Raw genomic sequence first — 17,007 nt, 5'->3', positions numbered from 1 at the left:
CTGTTGCATTATTGTCTTGCGCGTACTGCCTCTCCCATGAAATTTCTCGCCCTCATCGTGTCGCTGATTCTGCTGGCCGGTTGTGCCAGCGGTCCCAGGTTCGACACCAGCCATCCTTCAGCCAATCACGACAGCCGAATCCAGTTCGTGGTGGTGCATTACACCTCCGCATCGCTGGAACGTTCGCTGCAGCTGCTGACCCACGGCGAAGTCAGCAGCCACTACCTGATCGGCGACGATAAAAACGCCACCATCTATAAGCTGATGGATGAAAACCTGCGGGCGTGGCACGCCGGAGAGAGTGAGTGGCAGGGTCGCACCTGGTTGAATTCCAGCTCCATCGGCATCGAAATCGTCAATCCGGGTTTCAAGGAAACCCCGACCGGAGAGCGCTACTGGTATCCCTACAGCGAAGCTCAGGTCCAGTCGCTGATCGTGTTGCTCAAGGACATCAGCCAGCGCTACGCCATCAGCCCCCGCAGCATTATCGGCCATAGCGACATCGCACCGTTGCGCAAGCTGGATCCAGGCCCGGTTTTCCCCTGGAAACGCCTGGCGGCCGAAGGCCTTGGTGTCTGGCCGAACGAACAGGCTGTGGCGCGCCAACAAGCGCAGTTCGACGTCGAATTGCCGAGCATCGGCTGGTTTCAGGGACAGTTGGCTCGCCTGGGTTATGCCACGCCGCAAACCGGTGAGCTGGATGTTGCGACCCGTCATGTGATTGCAGCCTTTCAGATGCATTTCCGCCCATCCCGCTTCGACGGTATGCCGGACGCCCAGACGGCAGCACTTCTTCAGGTGTTGAACCAGACAAAATAATGACGCCCGCCCGACGGTCCGGGCTTTTTCCCAATCAGCAGCTATAACTCATTGGTAATTCTTCGGATATTCCCATATGACCGCTGCTCGAGAGACGCTACGTAGCTGGTTCTATCGCCCCTGGTTTTTGGCGATGCTGGCTGCTGCCCTCAGCAGCGTGGTGCTATTGGCGCTCAGCCTGTTCGTGGCCATCCATCAGGTCGAGCAGAAAGAGAGTATGGAAATGAATGCGCAGGGTGAGCGATTTCTTGCGCGCCTGGAGCAGTTGTTCGGACAGCTGCGCGAAAGTCTCGATGATCTGGAAGCCCAACCGCTGCGAACCTGCGACAAAGACATGATCGCCACGTTGCAGCAGGTCACCTTCAATTACCGCTTCGTTTACGAAGCCGCGTATATGGATGCCTCGAAGATCTGCTCTAACCGTCCGCGCCAGGCCGGATTGTCGCTGACACGACCACCGGATATTAAAGACCCCACTTACAGTTATTGGCTGAACACCACCACCGAACCTGATGAAAACCGGGCCGCACTCATGCTCGGGCGTGGCAATTTCCGTGTCGCAACCTCTCGCGGACATTTGACCGACATGGTCGACCTGTCGCCCGGCAGCAGTCTTTTAGTGATACTCGACCGCGGCACCCGCGCAATTCCGGTGCTGGGCTCCGCACAAGCCTGGCCGCCGACCGAACCTTGGCCACCGAAAAGCAGCGATGCCTTGCAAGTCACCCAGACTCGCTTGATTTATCGTATGCCGACCAAAAGCCCTGAATACCAATTGGTGCTGATCACCCCGCGCACCGCCGTGAATGTGCCCACCTCATGGTGGTGGCTGGTGCCGGCCAGCCTGGCGCTGGGAGCCCTCGTGGGCTTCATGGTGTTTCTGCTGGTGCGCCAGCGACAGTCGCTGGATGCCGAATTGGCTGGCGCGATACGGCGAGGCGAGCTGCAGGTGTTGTACCAACCCATCTTCGACCTCGACAGCCGCAACTGTGTCGGGGCTGAAGCCTTGCTGCGCTGGCGCCGGCCGGACGGCACCCTGACCAGCCCCGAGCTGTTTATCCCCATGGCGGAGAACACCGGCCAGATCCGCCAGATGACCGACTTCGTCCTGCAACGCCTGCTGGAGCAACTGGGGCATTTGTTGCGGGCCAATCCGAAGCTGTACATCTCGGTCAACCTGGCAGCCTGCGACGTCATGGTGCCGCGTATCGGCCAGGTGATGGCGCGGCTGTTGATCCTGCACCGGGTCGCAGCCAAACAGATTGCCTTTGAAGTGACGGAGCGCGGCCTGATCGACGTGGTGGTGGCCCGGGAAAACCTTCAGGCCTTGCGTGACGTCGGTCATCAGGTGTTGATCGATGACTTTGGCACCGGCTATTGCAGCCTCGCCTACTTGCAGACCCTGCCAGTGGATTGCCTGAAAATCGACAAGGCGTTCATCGATGCGCTTGGGCATGACGCCGCCAGCAGCGGCGTGGCACCGCACATCATTCACATGGCCCAGGCGCTGCAACTCAACGTGATTGCCGAGGGCATCGAACATGAAGCGCAAGCGGCGTTTCTAAGCAGTGAAGGGGTGAAGTTCGGCCAGGGCTGGTTGTTCGCCCATGCGTTGAGCGCCGTTCAGTTCATCGAGCTGATCACCCGTGGTCGGCGCCTGGCCAGCCGACGCCTGGATGACGAAGCGTAAACGCGGGTTATACCGCCAGCGCCATGTAGAACTGAGTGCCCTGCCCCGGCCGCGAATAGACGCCCATCCGCCCACCGTGCAACTGCACGATTTCCTTGCACAACGCCAGACCAAGTCCCGCGCCACCCTTCTTGCGCCCGACTTGTACGAACGGCTCGAAGATCCGCCCCTGCTGGCCGTAAGCGATACCTTCGCCATTGTCCTCGACACTGATAATCACCCGCTCGCCGTGGCGTCGCGCCTGCAAGCGAATCTGGCCATCGGTGCCGGTATGACGCAACGCGTTGTCGATGAGGTTATCGAGCACCCGGTCCAGTTGTGGTTGATCGGCCTGTAGCCACGGTAATGGCCCCTGCACTTCCACCAGCAAATCGATGCCTTTTTCTTGCGCCGAATCGACAAACCGCGACCGGGCCTGCTCCAGCAGTTCCTCGATGGAACACGGCGCCAGCGACAGTTTCTGCAATCCGTTCTGGTAGCGTGAGAAGTTCAGCAGGTCGTTGATCAACTGCATCAAGCGCTGCATTTCTTCATTCACGGTGTCCAGCAGGTCGGCTTCTCGCGAGTCCGGGGCAAAATGCGCGCGCTCACGGAACAGGCCGAAGGCCATGTGCATCCCGGTGACGGGCGTGCGCAGCTCATGGGAGGCGCGTAATACAAACTCGCTGCGCACCCGCTCGAAAGCTCGCTGCTCGGTGACGTCATGCAACACCATCACCGCGCCCAGAATATGGCCCTGGGTATGACTGACCGGCGTCAGGCTGTAAGTGAGCAGCCGGGACTCGCCATCGACTTCGATACTCAAGTCCTCCGGCGCCCGCTCCAGCGTGCCTCCGCGCAGGACCAGTTGCAGCTGCTGATCCAGCTCGGGGCGTTCGAGCGCCGAGCCCAACCCCTGGCCGAGACGGTCGGTGTCCCAACCCAACTGGCGTTGCGCCACCGGGTTGAGGTGTTCGAGATGGCCATCACGGTCGATCATCAACAGACCGTCGTCAATGCTGTCGAGCACCGCCTGCAACCGCTGCTGGCCGGCAAGCAATTCGTCGATATTGGTCGCCTGATGCTGTCGCAGGGCTTCGGCCATGATTCCGAAGCGCTTGGTCAGCTGATTCATCTCCACTGCCGAGGAAATCGGCAGTGTCACCTCGAAGTTGCCTTGGCCGATGTGGTCGGCGGCCTGGGCCAGGGCTTCGATCGGCTCACCGAAACGCCGCGCGATCGCATGAGCGGTCACAAACCCGATAATCAGCACCGCCAGACCTACCAGCCCGAGCAGGCCGGCAATCAGCAGCGCCCGATCCCGGGCCTTACGTTGCGTTTCATTGATACTGTCCAGCGCGTGTTTGTGCTCGGTGATCAGACCGTTGCGCAATACATTGAATTTTTCAGTGAGCGCTGCATTGCCAATCAGCACATGGGACGGATCATTTGACAGAGCCAACGCCTGAAGAAAGTTCAGGTAATCGTTCTTGGCCTGCACAAAACCGTACTGGCGTCCTTCGCTCCCCTGATCATGGGCGATACCTTCATCCAGCAGCTGAAAATAATGCTGCTTTGAAGCTTCAAACGCCGCGGGATCGGGTTTGTCGCTCATCATCAAAATCAGCTGATCGCCTAAGGTCTGGCGCAGTTTCAAGCCCAGATCCAGGCTGACGAAATTGTTGCGGACCAGTGCTTCCTGGGTTCCGGCCATCTGCATCACGCTAACCAGCCCGAGCAACAGCCCAAGCAGCGCGACGGTGATCAGTGCGGAAATACTCAGAAAAAGCCGAGTACGCAACTTCATCGCCAGTTTCATCGGGCAGGACTCACAGGTTGTACTGCTTGCGTTTGCGGTACAGCGTCGAAGCGTCGATGCCGAGCGTCTTCGCGGCCTGGTCCAGCGTGTCCGCGGTGGCCAGTACCGCGCCGATGTGCGCCTTCTCCAACTCGTCCAGACTCAGCGCAGCACCAATGCGCGGCGCATTGTTGACCGGCGTTTCGGCCATGCCCAAGTGGCTGATCTCGACGCGCTCCTGTGGACAAATGATGCTCGCCCGCTCAACCACGTTGCGCAACTCTCGAATGTTCCCCGGCCAGCGGTAGCTGAGCAACGCTTCACGGGCCTCATCGCTGAAACCTCGCGCCGGACGGGCGTATTCCTTGACGAAACGCGCCAGGAACCGGTCAGCGAGGTTCAAGATGTCTTCCCGGCGTTCGCGCAACGGCGGCAGATGCAAGGTGATGACGTTCAAGCGATAGAGCAAGTCTTCACGGAAACGACCGTCGCGCACCATGTCTTCAAGATTGAGGTTGGTGGCGGCCAGGATGCGTACATCGGCGCGGCGGGTTACCGGGTCGCCGACGCGCTCGTATTCCTTGTCCTGAATGAAACGCAGCAACTTTGGCTGCAACGTCAGGGGAAAATCGCCGATCTCGTCGAGAAACAACGTACCGCCATCAGCCTGGTTCACTCGCCCCAGCGTACTTTCGCTCGCACCGGTGAAGGCCCCACGGCTGTGGCCGAAGAGTTCGCTTTCCATCAATTCGGCCGTCAGCGAGGGGCAGTTGATGGTGACGCAGGATTTTTTCGCGCGCTTGCTCCAGCCGTGAATGGCCTGGGAAAGTTCACCTTTACCGGTGCCGGATTCACCAAGGATCAAAATGTTGGCATCCGTGCTGGCCACCTGGCGGGCGGTTTCGAGCACGACTTTCATGGCCGGGCTGTGGGAGTCCAGCCCATCCTTGGGTTTGCGCACTTCACCTTCCAGCGCTTCCAGACGTGCTGACAATTGCCGCACTTCCAGTTGCTTGGCGGTGGCCAGGCGCAATTGATCGGGGCTGCACGGCTTGACCAGGTAATCAGCGGCGCCCGCCTGGATCGCGTCTACGGCGGTGTCCACGGCCGAGTGAGCAGTAACGATGACAACCCGCATCCACGGCGCCTGAATGCGCATCTGGGCCAGCACATCGAGACCGTTGTCTTCCCCCAGGCGCAAATCGAGGAAACACAGATCAAACACCTGGCGTTGCAACAACGCATCAGCCTGCGCCGCGCTGTTGGCCGTGGCGACGCTGTAGCCCTCGTCTTCGAGGCAATAGCGGAACGTTCGCAGGATGGCAGACTCGTCGTCCACCAGCAAAATGCGGCCCCGATGCTCGGTGGCTGATTCCATTTTCCTACGCTCCTTAACGAATGATCTTGGTTAGTCCCGGAAAAATCGGGCAAGTTGCATGGTTGATTCTGGTCGATTCCGACCGCATCGGGGTAGCTATCTACTCACCCTACGGCTAATCACCTGATTTTGTTGTTTTTTTATCGGATCGCTGGTTTTCAGGCGCTCTCCCGACTTCCTGTGAGACATCTACGCCCTCCTCGCAATTCAAAAATTCTGAAACTTCCTACGAGCTTATCGTGCATTACGCACGACGCCAAAAGGGCCATCGTGCAGGATGCGTCCGAAGTGATTTTCACGACCTTCATAACTGATTGATTTTATTGATATTTTTTATCATGAAAAGCTGGCATGCGGGCTGCAATAGTCTGATTAACCAAGGGCATCGAAATCGTCGCCCTCAATCAAATCACCACCGTGTGGGAGGAGCTTCAGGATGAGTCGCCAACGTGCCGCCCAATTGCGTATCTCGCCACTGCATATCCAGCAAGGCCTGTTTGCTGTCCTGGCGCTATTGATCACCTTGATCGGCGGCCAGCAGTTTCAGCGCTGGGAGCAGAGCCAGGAGCAAGAAGCGCCACGCCTGTCGATTCAGCACAAGACCCAAACCCACTTCAGCGCCGTCAGCAGCACCTCTGCCGACAGCGCGCCGATGCGAATGATGGACGTCGACCAGGCTCAGCCTGTGGATGAGATGCCCCGTCAGGAACGTTGGGTGTTCTAGACACACGAACTTGGCGCATTCGATGCGCCGGGACATGCACCACAAGCATTACCTCTAAATAGAAGCGTAAGGAGAATCACCATGTTGAGCTGGGCAATCACATTCTTGATCATTGCCATCATCGCTGCAGTACTGGGCTTCGGTGGTATCGCGGGCACCGCCACGGGTATCGCCAAGATTCTCTTTGTCGTGTTCCTGGTGATGTTTATTGCTTCGTTCTTCTTTGGCCGTCGCGGTCGAGGTTGAAGATGAACGTTTTACTGAAAACGATGGCAGCCGCCCTGCTTTTGGGCGGCAGTGCCACCGCGATGGCGGCCAATGATGGCCAGGCGCGGGTCAACGAGTTGTTGAGCGCAGACCCGCAGTTTCATGACACTTGGCAAGGCGTGGTGAAGAAGGAAGAACGCCTGCCGGAATGGGTGATGAACCTGTCTGGTGACGCCGAGCAAATGAACGCCGTGGAAGAAGATGGCGACAAGTATCTGGTGGGGCCGCTCTGCGAATCGCATGACACATGCCTCAACAAACGCTTGATCGTGGCCATCAGCTTCGACAAGAAGGACGCCTACGCCATGCTGGTCGAAGTGCCTGCAGGATTGCCGGCCGACAAGTCGCCAACGCGGCATGCCGATTACCGCTTCCTCGGCAAGCCTGACCAGGGCATGCAGGATCTGTTGATGGAACAACTGAAAAAAGATCCGAACTGGTACTGAATCTGTCACATGAAAGAAGCAGCATTGCTTCTCTCCAATGCGCTGCCTGAGGAAGGTAGACGCATGACCAAGGGGCCGGGACGTTCTGCCTGTTTCAAGGGCGGAGTGACCTACGGGTACAGGGAGTGCCTGCGCAAGGGCCGGGTCAGGTAAAAGCTGCGACGCAAGTTCGCCGCCCCAAGGTGGCGCGACGGACTTGCGAAGAGCTTATGCGCGCAATGCGCTGAAACAGAGCAATCCATTCGGTGTTGCTGAATCACTCTCCCATTCGCACGAACGATTACCGGAAAATACGCTCCCGGTGTTTCTTGCGTGACCGTACATCGAGAAAAAACTGCCTGATTTTGCAGCGATTTCTTGTTCCTCTCGATCGGAATTTTCTGAAATACCCCTCCCGCGCAAATGATCAAAAAACACCCACCCCGCCCGGAAATGGCCGGTTCACGGCACGTATGCCTGCCGAAATGTCACATTCGAACCGTTTGCGACGTCGGTTTCAGGAAAAAAACCTCATGCCGATTCGGCATAGGGTAGGCGTTTACGGCATTAGACGTCGCTTCCTTGCATCGGAATAGTTGCGCCTTTTTTCGCCTGCCAGAGAGCCATGAATAATCGCTCCGGGGCACCTTATACGGGGGCAGATGCTCAAGACTTTTTCGCCACAAGCGTTCCAGTTCCTGCATCTGCCTGAGTCAAACGCAAGTAAGGGTAAAGATATGAAGAAGGCAAAGCTCAGCCTCGCCTGGCAGATCCTCATCGGTCTGGTATTGGGGATTGCAATCGGTGCGCTGCTCAACCATTTCAGTGCCGAAAAGGCCTGGTGGATCAGCAACGTCCTGCAACCGGCAGGCGATATCTTTATCCGTCTGATCAAGATGATTGTGATCCCGATCGTGATCTCGTCGCTGATCGTCGGTATCGCTGGCGTCGGTGATGCGAAGAAACTCGGCAGCATCGGCCTCAAGACCATCATCTACTTCGAGATCGTCACCACGATCGCCATCGTCGTCGGTCTGGTATTGGCCAACGTGTTCCATCCGGGCGCCGGCATCGACATGAGCACCCTGGGCACCGTGGACATTTCCAAGTACCAGGCGACCGCCGCCGAGGTACAGCATGAACACGCGTTCATCGAAACCATCCTCAACCTGATCCCGTCGAACATCTTCGCGGCCATCGCTCGCGGTGAAATGCTGCCGATCATCTTCTTCTCGGTGCTGTTCGGTCTCGGTCTGTCGAGCCTCAAGCCCGAGTTGCGCGACCCGCTGGTAACGATGTTCCAGGGCGTGTCGGAAAGCATGTTCAAGGTCACCCACATGATCATGAACTACGCCCCGATCGGCGTTTTCGCACTGATCGCAGTGACCGTTGCCAACTTCGGTTTCGCGTCCCTGCTGCCGCTGGCCAAACTGGTGATCCTGGTTTACTTCGCCATCGCCTTCTTCGCCTTCATGGTGCTGGGCCTGATCGCTCGCCTGTTCGGCTTCTCGGTGATCAAGCTGATGCGCATCTTCAAGGATGAGCTGGTGCTGGCCTACTCCACCGCCAGCTCCGAAACCGTGCTGCCGCGCGTGATCGAGAAGATGGAAGCCTACGGCGCGCCAAAAGCGATCTGCAGCTTCGTGGTGCCGACTGGCTACTCCTTCAACCTCGACGGTTCGACCCTGTACCAAAGCATCGCGGCGATCTTCATTGCCCAGCTGTATGGCATTGATCTGTCGATCAGCCAGCAATTGCTGCTGGTGTTGACCCTGATGGTGACCTCCAAAGGCATCGCCGGCGTACCGGGCGTGTCCTTCGTTGTATTGCTGGCGACGTTGGGCAGCGTGGGTATCCCGCTGGAAGGCCTGGCGTTCATTGCCGGTGTCGATCGCATCATGGACATGGCGCGTACCGCACTGAACGTGATCGGCAACGCCCTGGCCGTACTGGTCATCTCCCGTTGGGAAGGCATGTACGACGATGCCAAGGGCCAGCGCTACTGGAACTCGCTGCCGCACTGGCGCAGCAAGGAAAAACTGCCGGTGGGTGAGACTTCCAACAACTGATGCAAAACCCATGTGGGAGCGGGCTTGCTCGCAAAGAGGCCGGTACATTCAACATCTATGTTGACTGACACACCGCCTTCGCGAGCAAGCCCGCTCCCACATTGGGCCTTCGCTGGCAATACCAAACAAACCCCGGAGAAATCCGGGGTTTGTCGTTTCTGGCTACCCCGCTATCATTCGCGGCATTCTTCGGGGGATTTGACTGATGCTTAATGGCCTGTGGCTTAGCTTCTTCATCGTGGCGGCCGTTTCGGCGCTGGCGCAATGGCTGATCGGTGGCAACGCCGGGATCTTCGCGGCGATGGTGGAAAGCATTTTCGCCATGGCCAAGTTGTCGGTCGAGGTTATGGTCCTGCTGTTCGGCACGCTGACGCTTTGGCTGGGCTTTCTGCGCATCGCCGAGAAGGCCGGGATCGTCGAATGGCTGGCCAAGGCGCTGGGCCCGTTGTTCCTGCGCCTGATGCCGGGAGTGCCGGCCGGTCACCCCGCCATCGGCCTGATTACCCTGAACTTCGCCGCCAACGGCCTGGGCCTGGACAACGCCGCCACGCCGATCGGCCTGAAAGCCATGAAGGCGCTGCAAGAGCTCAACCCCAGCGACACCATCGCCAGCAACGCGCAGATCCTGTTCCTGGTACTCAACGCCTCCTCCCTGACCCTGCTGCCGGTGACGATCTTCATGTACCGCGCCCAGCAAGGCGCGCCGGATCCGACGCTGGTGTTCCTGCCGATCCTGCTCGCCACCAGTTGTTCGACGCTGGTGGGATTGCTGTCGGTGGCGGTCATGCAGCGCCTGCGCCTGTGGGACCCGGTGGTGCTCGCCTATCTGATCCCCGGAGCCCTCGCCCTCGGCGGCTTCATGGCGTTGCTGGGGACGCTCTCGGCGACCGCGCTGGCCGGTTTGTCCTCGATCCTCGGCAACGTGACGCTGTTCGGGCTGATCATGCTGTTCCTGGTGATCGGCGCGCTGCGCAAAGTGAAGGTGTATGAGGCGTTCGTCGAAGGTGCGAAAGAAGGCTTCGACGTGGCCAAGAATCTGCTGCCGTACCTGGTGGCGATGCTGTGCGCGGTGGGCGTGCTGCGCGCCTCCGGGGCGCTGGATTTCGGCCTCGACGGGATTCGGCATCTGGTGGAGTGGGCCGGTTGGGACACCCGCTTCGTGGATGCGTTGCCGACCGCGATGGTCAAGCCGTTCTCCGGCAGCGCGGCTCGGGCGATGCTGATCGAAACCATGAAGACGTCCGGGGTAGACAGCTTCCCGGCGTTGGTGGCGGCGACGATTCAGGGCAGTACGGAAACGACGTTCTACGTGCTGGCGGTGTATTTCGGCGCCGTGGGGATTCAGCGGGCACGGCATGCGGTGGGGTGTGCGTTGCTGGCGGAACTGGCCGGGGTGCTCGGCGCTATCGGTGTTTGCTACTGGTTCTTCGGCTAAGCACAAAACCCTGTGGGAGCGGCGGTGCGACGATTCGACTTGCCCGCGAAGGCGTCAGCACAATCGACACCGCTATCGCTGGCAAGTCGAATCGTCGCACCGCCGCTCCCACAGGGTTCAGCGTTGGCTTCAAGGGCGGGGAGGCGGCGCGACTTTCTGTCCTTGCTCCACCGCCCAACTCACCACCTGCGCCGTCAACTGGTCGCTCGCCTGGCCAAACCCGGCCACCACCGCCGGCACCTTCACATCGTTCAACGGCTGGCGCACTTCAAAGCGGCGGCTGGCGAGTATGCGTTGGTCATAACCGCGCACCAGCAACGCATCCAGACGCACAACCACACTCGCCGCGGTGCCTTGGTATTCAGTCTGGAACGCCTGCAAACTCCCGCCCAATTCCAGGTCCGCCTGGAAATTGCTGTCGTCGGTGCTCAGCAACGCAACCCGACCGTCACGCTGGAAACCATCGAGCAGACGATTGCGCAGCAACACCGGCGCCGGGTCGCTCCAGCGTGAAGCCTTGTAGCTGCTGATCAGGTCGCCTTGCGGAATCACGGCGATCTGCGGACTGTTCAACGCCTCGCTGGCTTGCGGCTTGGTCAGGCGCAGCGACCAGCGCTGCGGCGTGCCGTGGCTGGGAGAAACGCTCTGGGCCGAAGGCAACCGATACACATCGGACGGCTCGGACTTGGGCAGGATCGAGCAAGCGCTGGTCAACGCAAAAGCGCCGAGGAGGGCAACGTGGCGCAGTTTCATGGCGTGAACTCCTTGTTCTTGTCATTGCCCAGCAGGTATCCGCTGGGGTTGGCTTCCAGGCGCTGGGAAATCGCCCGCAACGACGTCAGGGTATCGCGCAACTCGCGCATCGCCGGGGCCAGACCGTTCAGACCTTGCATGCCGCTGTTGAGGGAATCCTGATTGTTGGTGAGCAACTTGTTGATCGTCGCGCTGCTTTGTTCCAGCGACTTCATGGCCTGCTCGGCACTGCCGAACATCTGCTTGCCCTGATCGTTGAGCATGCCGTTGGCGTTGCGCATCAGCGCCGACGTCTGCTCCAGCATCGCGCCGGCCTGCTTGCCGACCGACGCCAGTTGCTGCATCGCCTGGCGGATGTCACCGCGCTGATCGGCGATGGTGCCGGTGGTTTGCTCCAGATGCTCGAGGGTCTTGCTGATGCGCTCGACGTTCTGCGCGGAAAACATCTGATTGGCGTTGTGCATCAAGACGTTCACGCCAGCCATCAAATCGTTGCTGTCGTTGAGCAGACGGGCGATGGGCGAGGGCGATGCGACGATGGTCGGCAGATCACCGTCCTTGCCCTTGAGCGTCGGGCTTTGCGGCGTGCCACCGCTGAGCTGGATGATCGACGTACCGGTGATCCCGGTCAGCGCCAGTTTGGCCTGGGTGTCTTCCTTGATCGGCGTATCACCGCCCAGACGAATTCGCGCCAACACCCGGCGCGGGTCTTTCGGGTCCAGGCGCAATGTCACCACGTCGCCGACCTTGATCCCGCTGTACTGCACCGCGCTGCCCTTGGACAGGCCGCTGACCGCCTCGTTGAAAACGATTTCATAATCCTTGAACTCGGTGTCGACGCTGGACTTGGCCAGCCACAAGCCGAAGAGCAGGGCACCTGCCACCACAATCACGGTGAACAGGCCGATCAATACATGATGGGCTCGGGTTTCCATGTCAGACCTCATTCAACTGTTGAGCGGCCGTCAGCGCCGCGCGGCCGCGAGGGCCATGGAAGTATTCGTGAATCCACGGGTCGTCGGTTTCCGAGACCCTGTCGATGGCGTCCGCCACCAGCACTTTCTTCTGCGCCAGCACCGCCACGCGGTCGGTGATGGTGTAGAGCGTGTCGAGGTCGTGGGTCACCAGAAACACACTCAAACCCAACGCATCGCGCAGGGTCAGGATCAACTGATCGAAAGCCGCCGCGCCGATCGGGTCGAGGCCGGCGGTGGGTTCGTCGAGAAACAGGATGTCCGGGTCCAGCGCCAGCGCACGGGCCAGTGCCGCGCGCTTGATCATCCCGCCGGACAGCGAAGCGGGGTACTTGTCTGCCGCCGACAGTGGTAGCCCGGCCAACGCCAGTTTGACCGCCGCCAGGTGTTCGGCATCGTTGCGGCTCAGGCCAGCGTGTTCGATCAGGGGCAGGGCCACGTTTTCGGTCACGGTCAGCGAAGAGAACAGGGCGCCTTTCTGAAACAGCACACCGAAGCGCCGTTCGACCATCGAGCGCTCGTGTTCGGACAGCGTCGGGAGGTTCTTGCCAAAGACCTTCACCACCCCGTCACTGGGCTGGCGCAAGCCGACAATGCTGCGCAGCAGCACCGATTTGCCGCTGCCGGAACCGCCGACCACGGCCAGGATTTCGCCCTTGTACAGATCCAGGTCGAGGTTCTCGTGCACGCTCTGGCGGCCAAAACGATTGCACAGCCCACGGACTTCGATCACCGCCTCGGAGGGCGCTCGGGGTAGACGACTCACCAGCCCATCTCCATGAAAAACAACGCGGCCACGGCGTCGAGCACGATCACCACGAAAATCGACTGCACCACACTCGACGTGGTGTGCGCCCCCACAGACTCGGCGCTGCCACTGACCTTGAAGCCTTCAAGGCAACCAATGGCGGCGATGAGGAACGCAAAGATCGGCGCTTTGACGATGCCCACCAAAAAGTGCTGAACGCCGATGTCGGTTTGCAGCAGCGAGAGGAACATGGCCGGCGAGATATCCAGCGCCACGGCGCACACCACGCCACCGCCGACAATCCCCGACAGCATCGCCAGAAAGGTCAGCATCGGCAGCGCCACCAGCAGCGCGAGCACGCGCGGCACCACCAGCAACTCCATCGGGTCGAGGCCGAGGGTGCGAATGGCATCGATCTCTTCATTGGCCTTCATCGAGCCGATCTGCGCGGTAAACGCACTGGCGGTTCGCCCGGCCATCAGGATGGCGGTGAGCAGCACGCCGAATTCGCGCAGGAAGGAGAACGCCACCAGGTCCACGGTGAAAATGCTCGCACCGAAACTCTGCAGCACCGTCGCCCCGAGAAACGCCACGACAGCGCCCACCAGAAACGTCAGCAGGGCTACGATGGGTGCGGCGTCGAGGCCGGTCTGCTCGATGTGCGCAACCATTGGCGTGATGCGCCAGCGTTTGGGACGGAACAGGCCGCGGGCGATGGTTTCCAGGATCAGGCCGACGAATCCCAGCAGTTGCAGGGTGTCCTGCCAAACAGCATCCACCGCCCGGCCAATGCGCGTCAGCAGTTGAATGCCGACGCCGATTTCCGGTTCCTTGATCGGCACGCAGAAGTCGGTCATCGAGCAATAAACGGTCTGCAATAACGCACGATCGGCGACGGACAAGGTGCAGTCGGGATGTTCGGCGGACTTGCCCAGCCGGTCCGAACCGAGCAATTCCACCAACAGCGAGGCGCCGGCGGTGTCGAGCGCACCGAGGCTGTTAAGGTCGATGTGGGTTTTGTCGTCGTATTGGCCGCGGAGCTTTTCGCACAACGCCTTGAGATCGGCGTAATGGGCGAGCGTCCAGTCACCCGTGACCCGCAATTGCGCAGGGGTGTGCGAAGTGTCCATCAAGGCACTGCCGGGCATTGTGCTGCTGGTCATAAGCTCCGTGCTTGTTCGGCTGTTACGCAGAACTACGTAATAGCACGAACCGCATTACTTTTCTTTGGTCGGTGTGCTGTCCGTGATCGTGAAGCGCAACACACCGATCAACTGGCCGTCCTCGGTCAGCACCCGCACCTGCCACTTGCCCGCCGGGTTACCGGGGAAGTTCTGCTTGTGGGTCCAGGCGCGATAGCCTTCCTTGCGCCCGCCGTGGATGTCCAGGGCGATGCGGTCGACTTCTTTACCGTTGAACTGCCAGACATGGTAAATCCGCTCGTCCAGACCGCGCGGCGCGTTGATCGCCGTGTAGGCGTACAGGCCGTCGCCACGGATCTGCTCGGCGCTGACTTCTTCCAGACTCTTGCCAGGCGTGCGGTCCTGCATCTGGGTGCTGATCGCGACATCGGTCATCCACAGCGTGGCTGGCGGCACCCACGAGCGCAGCACCCAACCCACGCCACCAATGCCGACGGTGATGCTCAGAATGGCCAGCGCGTTGCGCACCGTCCGGATCGGGAAGATCGACGCCAGGCTCGGGAACGACAAAACGACGGCCGTACCCAGGGCCAGTTTGAAACTCTGGGACGTGGTCAGGTGCAGGATGACGGGCAGGGCGGTCAGCAGCGCGGCAAACAGCGTCAGCGTGTGCAGCGCCAGGAACGCCCAGCGCCGGGGCGCCAGCCATTTGTAGTAGAGCGGGTCGGTGATGGAAATCAGCGCGGCGATGCCCAGCAGCCCGGTGAAAAACAGCTGTCCGCTGTTCCACGTGGTGGTGATGAGAAAGAACGGCAGGACGAAAAACAGACTTTCCTGGTGGATCATCTGCGTGGCGTAACGCAGCAACGGCTGGGGAATTTCCCGTTTGAAGATCCGGGTGAAGAGCTGGGTGAGGCTGTTTTCCAGCATCAGCCAGATCCAGCTGATCACCATGATAATGGTGATCCAGGTCGCCAGGCCTTGCTGACGATCCACCAGCATGAAGCTGCCGACCCCCGAGATGAAACCGCCGAGCGCAATGACCCCTGGGTAGCGCTTCATCAATTCGAGGATGCGCTGTACGAACAAGGTCAGGGTAGGCATTCGGCGATTCACAATAGTCGTGGGAAAAATCCCCGACAGGTTACCGCTGAGGAGGGCGCTGTGGCGAGGGCGCCCGGTCACTTTGGCCAAATACAAAACCCGGATTGGAAATCTTACTGTGGCGAGGGGATTTGTTGCCAGCCTGATGATTTTCTCAAGTGAACAGCATACGCAGCCACAGGGGATTGGTTATCGTCTGCGATGAACACGCCACGCCAACAGCCCGAGCACAATCAAAGCGAACACCCCGGCGATCGCCCACATCACCTGGTCATAACTCATCAACGGCTTCTCGATCCGCAGATAGCCCGGTTGCAACAGCAACTCACGCATGGCCTTGTTGGCCTCTGCCAGCGTCACGCCCTGCAGCTCCCTGGCCGGGTCAGCGAAACGCCCCTCCTCGTAGTCCCCCAGCGCGCTCCAGTAGTAATCGGCCACAGCGCTGTTACCTTGCACAGCCCAGGCCTGACGGGCAATGGCGGCCTGCTTGAGGCGGTTGAAGGTGTCGGCGTCCAGGCCGTTCTTGAGCAAGTCGGCCTTCAACTCATCCAGTACTTGCTCGGCCTCGGGCACATCGTCGCGCTCAAGGTCGGCGTTGAGGCTCATGAAACCCACGCCGCCAAACACCTCTCGTTCGGCAGAGGGCCCGTAGGACAGACTGTGCGCCAGGCGCAACTGGCGATAGAGCGCCCAGTCCAGATAGTCCTTGAGCAGGTCGAAGGTTTCGTCGTGCTGGTCTTCCAGCACCGGTTCCGGCACCAGCCAGTGTAACTTCGCTCCACCGCCGACAAAGCCGTGACTCAACGTACGCTCATGGGCCGCGCTGGCCTGGATTTGCGGCAGCGGCGGATGCTCGCTCGGGTCAACCGCCTGGAGTGCGCCCCAGGCCCGTTCCAGATAGGCCGGCAGCAAGCGGTCGAGGTCGCCGACCATGATCAGTGTCATGTTGTTCGGCGCATACCAGGCCTTGCGGGTCGTCTCCAGTTGTTCGCGGGTCAGGTGATCCACCTCGGCCCGCTCCGGGCACTTGAGGCCCAATTCCACCGCCAGCTGATTGCTCGCCGTGTGGCCCACGTCCTGACGATCCAGCCAGCGTTGCAGGTGTGAGTAATGGCCGCCGTCCTCGCGCTCGACCACCTGTTTGGCGGCGTTGATGGCGTTGTCGTCGATTCGGGTCTGGGTCAGCAGCGCCAGCAGCAGGTCGAGGACCTTGCGCTGGTTTTTCGCCGGCGCCTCGATGACGAACGTGGTGTCGGCGTTGCTGGTGTACGCGTTCCACTCGCCGCCGAGCGCCTGCATGCGTTCTTCCAGACCGCCTTCGCCGGTGGCGTCGATGCCGCTGAACAGCAGGTGTTCGAGCAGGTGCGGCAGTTCCTTGTCGGCGCAGCTGAAATCATCGATGCCGATGCCGACCACCAGCCGAATGGCCACATGCCCGCGTTCGGTGCCGGGTTTGAGCAGCATTTGCAGGCCGTTGGGCAGGGTATAGCCCTCGACCTGAAAGCGATCCAGGGCAAACGAAGGCAGTGATCCGAGCAACAGGCAGGCGAACAACAAACAACGCATAGCATGCTTCCAGGCAATCAATCGGAGATCCGTGGCGTCCTTCAGGCCGCTATCGCGGGCAAGCCCGCTCCCACAGGTGATCTTGGTCGGACACAATTCTGATTACACCAAAGATCACTGTGGGAGCGGGCTTGCC

The 17,007-nt window shown here is 60.2% G+C and carries 15 protein-coding genes; 7 read left to right on the top strand and 8 right to left on the bottom strand.

What is annotated here, in order from left to right; translation table 11 throughout:
* The first annotated feature begins 36 nt into the window (after window positions 1-36).
* Both J2Y86_RS18190 and J2Y86_RS18185 read left to right on the top strand, forming a co-directional pair.
* Window positions 37-819, top strand: coding sequence for an N-acetylmuramoyl-L-alanine amidase (locus J2Y86_RS18190; protein ID WP_253434306.1), 783 nt, complete (start codon window positions 37-39; stop codon window positions 817-819).
* 76 nt (window positions 820-895) lie between these two features.
* A complete protein-coding gene (locus J2Y86_RS18185) occupies window positions 896-2,509 on the top strand; it encodes an EAL domain-containing protein (RefSeq protein WP_253434303.1) in 1,614 nt (537 codons plus the stop codon).
* A gap of 7 nt (window positions 2,510-2,516) precedes the next feature.
* Here J2Y86_RS18185 and J2Y86_RS18180 read toward each other — a convergent pair whose 3' ends face one another.
* Entirely contained in the window at window positions 2,517-4,307 is a 1,791-nt protein-coding gene (locus tag J2Y86_RS18180; protein ID WP_253434300.1) for an ATP-binding protein, read from the bottom strand.
* Window positions 4,308-4,317: 10 nt separating this feature from the next.
* Window positions 4,318-5,664 (bottom strand): sigma-54-dependent response regulator transcription factor AlgB, encoded by a 1,347-nt coding sequence (algB, locus tag J2Y86_RS18175; protein WP_253434297.1) that lies wholly within the window; start codon window positions 5,662-5,664, stop codon window positions 4,318-4,320.
* A gap of 436 nt (window positions 5,665-6,100) precedes the next feature.
* On the opposite strand from algB, the gene J2Y86_RS18170 reads away from it, so the two are divergent.
* The 5 genes from J2Y86_RS18170 (at window position 6,101) to J2Y86_RS18150 (ending at window position 10,584) form a co-directional block, all read left to right on the top strand.
* Window positions 6,101-6,388 carry a hypothetical protein gene (locus tag J2Y86_RS18170; protein ID WP_253434294.1) on the top strand — a complete coding sequence of 96 codons (288 nt, stop codon included), beginning with the start codon at window positions 6,101-6,103 and terminating at the stop codon, window positions 6,386-6,388.
* Between the two features lie 81 nt (window positions 6,389-6,469).
* Window positions 6,470-6,634 carry a DUF1328 domain-containing protein gene (locus J2Y86_RS18165; RefSeq protein WP_003177151.1) on the top strand — a complete coding sequence of 55 codons (165 nt, stop codon included), beginning with the start codon at window positions 6,470-6,472 and terminating at the stop codon, window positions 6,632-6,634.
* A gap of 2 nt (window positions 6,635-6,636) precedes the next feature.
* The gene (locus J2Y86_RS18160) at window positions 6,637-7,101 is read left to right on the top strand and encodes an inhibitor of vertebrate lysozyme family protein (RefSeq protein ID WP_253434291.1); all 465 of its coding nucleotides are present in this window, start codon (window positions 6,637-6,639) and stop codon (window positions 7,099-7,101) included.
* A gap of 716 nt (window positions 7,102-7,817) precedes the next feature.
* Window positions 7,818-9,149 carry a glutamate/aspartate:proton symporter GltP gene (gene gltP, locus J2Y86_RS18155; RefSeq protein ID WP_253434288.1) on the top strand — a complete coding sequence of 444 codons (1,332 nt, stop codon included), beginning with the start codon at window positions 7,818-7,820 and terminating at the stop codon, window positions 9,147-9,149.
* Window positions 9,150-9,354: 205 nt separating this feature from the next.
* Window positions 9,355-10,584, top strand: a complete 1,230-nt coding sequence (locus J2Y86_RS18150) for a nucleoside recognition domain-containing protein (RefSeq protein WP_214380022.1) — start codon at window positions 9,355-9,357, stop codon at window positions 10,582-10,584.
* A gap of 129 nt (window positions 10,585-10,713) precedes the next feature.
* Here the strand turns inward: J2Y86_RS18150 and J2Y86_RS18145 are convergent, their stop codons facing one another.
* From J2Y86_RS18145 to J2Y86_RS18120, 6 genes are all read right to left on the bottom strand, one after another.
* Window positions 10,714-11,337 carry an ABC-type transport auxiliary lipoprotein family protein gene (locus tag J2Y86_RS18145; protein WP_253434285.1) on the bottom strand — a complete coding sequence of 208 codons (624 nt, stop codon included), beginning with the start codon at window positions 11,335-11,337 and terminating at the stop codon, window positions 10,714-10,716.
* On the bottom strand, window positions 11,334-12,272 hold the full coding sequence (locus J2Y86_RS18140) for an MlaD family protein (RefSeq protein ID WP_253434282.1): 939 nt from the start codon (window positions 12,270-12,272) through the stop codon (window positions 11,334-11,336). The genes J2Y86_RS18145 and J2Y86_RS18140 overlap by 4 nt, the downstream gene beginning before the upstream one ends.
* Window position 12,273: 1 nt before the next feature.
* Entirely contained in the window at window positions 12,274-13,077 is an 804-nt protein-coding gene (locus tag J2Y86_RS18135) for an ABC transporter ATP-binding protein (RefSeq protein ID WP_253434279.1), read from the bottom strand.
* A complete protein-coding gene (locus J2Y86_RS18130) occupies window positions 13,074-14,222 on the bottom strand; it encodes an ABC transporter permease (protein ID WP_253434275.1) in 1,149 nt (382 codons plus the stop codon). Before J2Y86_RS18130 ends, J2Y86_RS18135 begins: the two co-directional genes overlap by 4 nt.
* A gap of 54 nt (window positions 14,223-14,276) precedes the next feature.
* A complete protein-coding gene (locus J2Y86_RS18125; protein ID WP_253434272.1) occupies window positions 14,277-15,305 on the bottom strand; it encodes a DUF5924 family protein in 1,029 nt (342 codons plus the stop codon).
* 189 nt (window positions 15,306-15,494) lie between these two features.
* The gene (locus J2Y86_RS18120; RefSeq protein WP_253434268.1) at window positions 15,495-16,871 is read right to left on the bottom strand and encodes a M16 family metallopeptidase; all 1,377 of its coding nucleotides are present in this window, start codon (window positions 16,869-16,871) and stop codon (window positions 15,495-15,497) included.
* Between the last annotated feature and the right edge of the window lie 136 nt (window positions 16,872-17,007).

Origin of the sequence: Pseudomonas migulae, assembly GCF_024169315.1 — a bacterium.
In the GTDB taxonomy this organism is placed as follows: domain Bacteria; phylum Pseudomonadota; class Gammaproteobacteria; order Pseudomonadales; family Pseudomonadaceae; genus Aquipseudomonas; species Aquipseudomonas migulae_B.
Note: the sequence above shows the minus strand (reverse complement) of the source record. Positions and strands in the feature narration are given on the sequence as shown.

Coding starts and splice junctions, on each gene's coding strand:
- J2Y86_RS18190 (WP_253434306.1), top strand. CDS start 37: ATGAAATTTCTCGCCCTCATCGTGTCGCTGATTCTGCTGGCCGGTTGT.
- J2Y86_RS18185 (WP_253434303.1), top strand. CDS start 896: ATGACCGCTGCTCGAGAGACGCTACGTAGCTGGTTCTATCGCCCCTGG.
- J2Y86_RS18180 (WP_253434300.1), bottom strand. CDS start 4,307: ATGAAACTGGCGATGAAGTTGCGTACTCGGCTTTTTCTGAGTATTTCC.
- algB (WP_253434297.1), bottom strand. CDS start 5,664: ATGGAATCAGCCACCGAGCATCGGGGCCGCATTTTGCTGGTGGACGAC.
- J2Y86_RS18170 (WP_253434294.1), top strand. CDS start 6,101: ATGAGTCGCCAACGTGCCGCCCAATTGCGTATCTCGCCACTGCATATC.
- J2Y86_RS18165 (WP_003177151.1), top strand. CDS start 6,470: ATGTTGAGCTGGGCAATCACATTCTTGATCATTGCCATCATCGCTGCA.
- J2Y86_RS18160 (WP_253434291.1), top strand. CDS start 6,637: ATGAACGTTTTACTGAAAACGATGGCAGCCGCCCTGCTTTTGGGCGGC.
- gltP (WP_253434288.1), top strand. CDS start 7,818: ATGAAGAAGGCAAAGCTCAGCCTCGCCTGGCAGATCCTCATCGGTCTG.
- J2Y86_RS18150 (WP_214380022.1), top strand. CDS start 9,355: ATGCTTAATGGCCTGTGGCTTAGCTTCTTCATCGTGGCGGCCGTTTCG.
- J2Y86_RS18145 (WP_253434285.1), bottom strand. CDS start 11,337: ATGAAACTGCGCCACGTTGCCCTCCTCGGCGCTTTTGCGTTGACCAGC.
- J2Y86_RS18140 (WP_253434282.1), bottom strand. CDS start 12,272: ATGGAAACCCGAGCCCATCATGTATTGATCGGCCTGTTCACCGTGATT.
- J2Y86_RS18130 (WP_253434275.1), bottom strand. CDS start 14,222: ATGACCAGCAGCACAATGCCCGGCAGTGCCTTGATGGACACTTCGCAC.
- J2Y86_RS18125 (WP_253434272.1), bottom strand. CDS start 15,305: ATGCCTACCCTGACCTTGTTCGTACAGCGCATCCTCGAATTGATGAAG.
- J2Y86_RS18120 (WP_253434268.1), bottom strand. CDS start 16,871: ATGCGTTGTTTGTTGTTCGCCTGCCTGTTGCTCGGATCACTGCCTTCG.